The 2,419-nt window shown below is 49.4% G+C and carries 2 protein-coding genes; both read left to right on the top strand.

The genetic code is table 11. The features are described from left to right. The first annotated feature begins 944 nt into the window (after positions 1-944). Positions 945-1,589 carry a substrate-binding periplasmic protein gene (locus ACUHMQ_RS20425; RefSeq protein WP_445297289.1) on the top strand — a complete coding sequence of 215 codons (645 nt, stop codon included), beginning with the start codon at positions 945-947 and terminating at the stop codon, positions 1,587-1,589. A gap of 196 nt (positions 1,590-1,785) precedes the next feature. Continuing rightward, positions 1,786-2,289 (top strand): hypothetical protein, encoded by a 504-nt coding sequence (locus ACUHMQ_RS20430; protein WP_445297290.1) that lies wholly within the window; start codon positions 1,786-1,788, stop codon positions 2,287-2,289. Positions 2,290-2,419 lie beyond the last annotated feature (130 nt).

The following is a 2,419-nucleotide window of genomic DNA, read 5'->3' on the forward strand; positions in this document are numbered from 1 at the left end:
GAAAATCCACGGGTGAGACTAGCCCGTAGAGATATAGTTATGCACAGTCGCCGGTCAAACGGCGGCAACCATCACTGGGTCAATATTCAATCGGCAGGGTGGGTCAATATTCAATCAGCGCAAACAAGCCCAGGTATATCGCGGCCCTATATGGGGTTAACGGTATGAAATTTTTAATAAGTACATGTTAATGTATTAACATTCTTTAATCCCGCTAGAACTTGTCGCTACGCTGAAACGCAGAGGTGTTGTAAAAGCCTGCTTACGATCTGTCACGAGCAGCCGTCAGCAAAGCGCAGCTCAGCGCAGAAAGCGGAATGTACTTGGGTACATGAGGCTGCGAACTGCTTGGTGCAAAACACCCTAGTAGTTCGACGCCCCCTTGCAGGGGCTTTCGAGCAGCAAATAAGCGCTGATCACGGCCGCACAGTAAGATCGTAAACAGATTCTTAGAAGCTCTTCAAAGTCTCGCGAGTTATAGCGAGACATGGCGAAAACAGCCAAGGAAGCGGGGTTTACTCATAGTACCTGCGCATGCCGAGGCTGTTTTCAACGCCGTATCGCGGACGCACAGGAGACCTTGAACGGATTCTTAGAACCTGTTCAAGATCTCCAAAATTAGAGAAACAGAGCGTTAGGATCACCGTTGAAACGCACGTTTACCCATTTAAAACGCCGACTTTTGGGGTGTTTTTCCCTAGTTCAGAAGACCCAGAGTAAGGTTTTTACGAGATCTTGAACAGGTTCTTAGTGCCACTCCTGCCCTGCTTGCCCTCCGTAGACAATCCACACTTATGAAGCTGCACCCATTCTTAGTCTTTTCCTGGGCTCTACTTTGTACCCATGCATTAGCGTCAACACCCATAAAAACAGTTTCGCTTTTATTTCCTGAAGTACACGACAGTAAGGGCCATGTCTTACCGCCAACCCCTAGACAGCAAAAATTGATCGAGTTGGTTAGCGAAGAATCTGGTTTGAAATTCGAGGTGAAACCCTACCCTTGGCGACGTGCACAAATGTTGGCTCAGCGGGGGCATGGTTTACTGTGGGTAGCGATAAAAAACAAGGAAAGCCGCAAGTACTTCGAGTTTTCTCATCCCATCACCCATTTGTACCACTGGCTGGTGGTACCAAAGGGCGAGGAGTTCTCTTATCGGGATATAGCAAGTCTGCATGGGAAGCGTGCTGTCATTGCCGTCGGCAATATCTATGGGGATGAATTCGACGCTAATCGGGGTAAACTCTTTAGCGTGGAAGAAGAGGCTCTTTCACGGGAAGCCCGACTGACGATGTTGCTTCGAGATCGCGCCGATGTCGCCTTGGTTTCTTGTTTCCAATCTAAAGCTAAGCGACTAGAAGCCAAGCTGAATCAAGTGCATGGTGACATAGGGCGCTGGTCGGTTCTACCAACACCCTTATCATCGAGTGCCATGCATGTCGCGGCACCATTAGGCCACCCGCTCGCCGAACACCTTCCAGCAATCAATCGCGCCATTGCAAAGCTTAACAAGCGCGGTGCAATTCAAGCCCTCATCAGAGCGCCAGATCCGAAACCAGATAACATGCAACTGTTTCCCCAGTCGTTTTAATCAACCAACACCAGGAAGCCATTTACCATACAAGGTAACTGGATAAGCATTGCAATCCGCTATCAAAGCTACATGTGGCTGGGTAGGCCAGTACGTGATCTTTAACACGTAATGCAGTGACAATTGCCATACTTTTGATTTGTGGGCGAAGCGGATAATGCCTAAGCGATGCAAAATCGCTTAGGAGGAGCCCATCATGTTTCGAAGAGAAGAGGGCGAACAAACTGCCCTGCAGACCTATAAAAAAGGCTATACCTATCTGATTTCGGCCCAGCGAGCGAAAGAGAAGCAGGTTAAAGAATTGGGTCGTTACGAAGGGGCAGATAACCCCGCCATAATCAGTACCGCCTTTGCCGCCAAACTGGGCCTGAAAGCCCTAATGCAGCTAGAAGGAAAAACTCAGCTAGGCCACGGGTTGCTAGACCTATACGCAACCTTGAGCCATCACCTACAAAGTCAAATCGAATGTGTACTCCCCTTGGAGCTATACCCGCAATTTGCGGATGGCACCACAACATTCCTGGGCGCGCTGGAAGCCGTCGGGGATGCATTCGTAAAAGGCCACTACATCGAGAAGTCAAAAAGCGAGCGGATGGCAGACTTCACCTTCCTGATGGACTTTGCCCAAGTCGTCTTGGCAGTGGGTAAGGAGGTCATACCGGTTAAGTACGATGCACTAGCTACAGCCAGCGTGCACTAATAATGTAGAAGTTCAGACTTGATCTAATGGAATGGACGCCCCCGCCAACGGCATTACGTCGAAGTGGTTGTGTCAAACAGACCACTCACAAAAGGGGCCTCCACCATGAAGATCACGACTATCGGCATTG

It is taken from the genome of Chitinimonas violaceus, assembly GCF_052601015.1.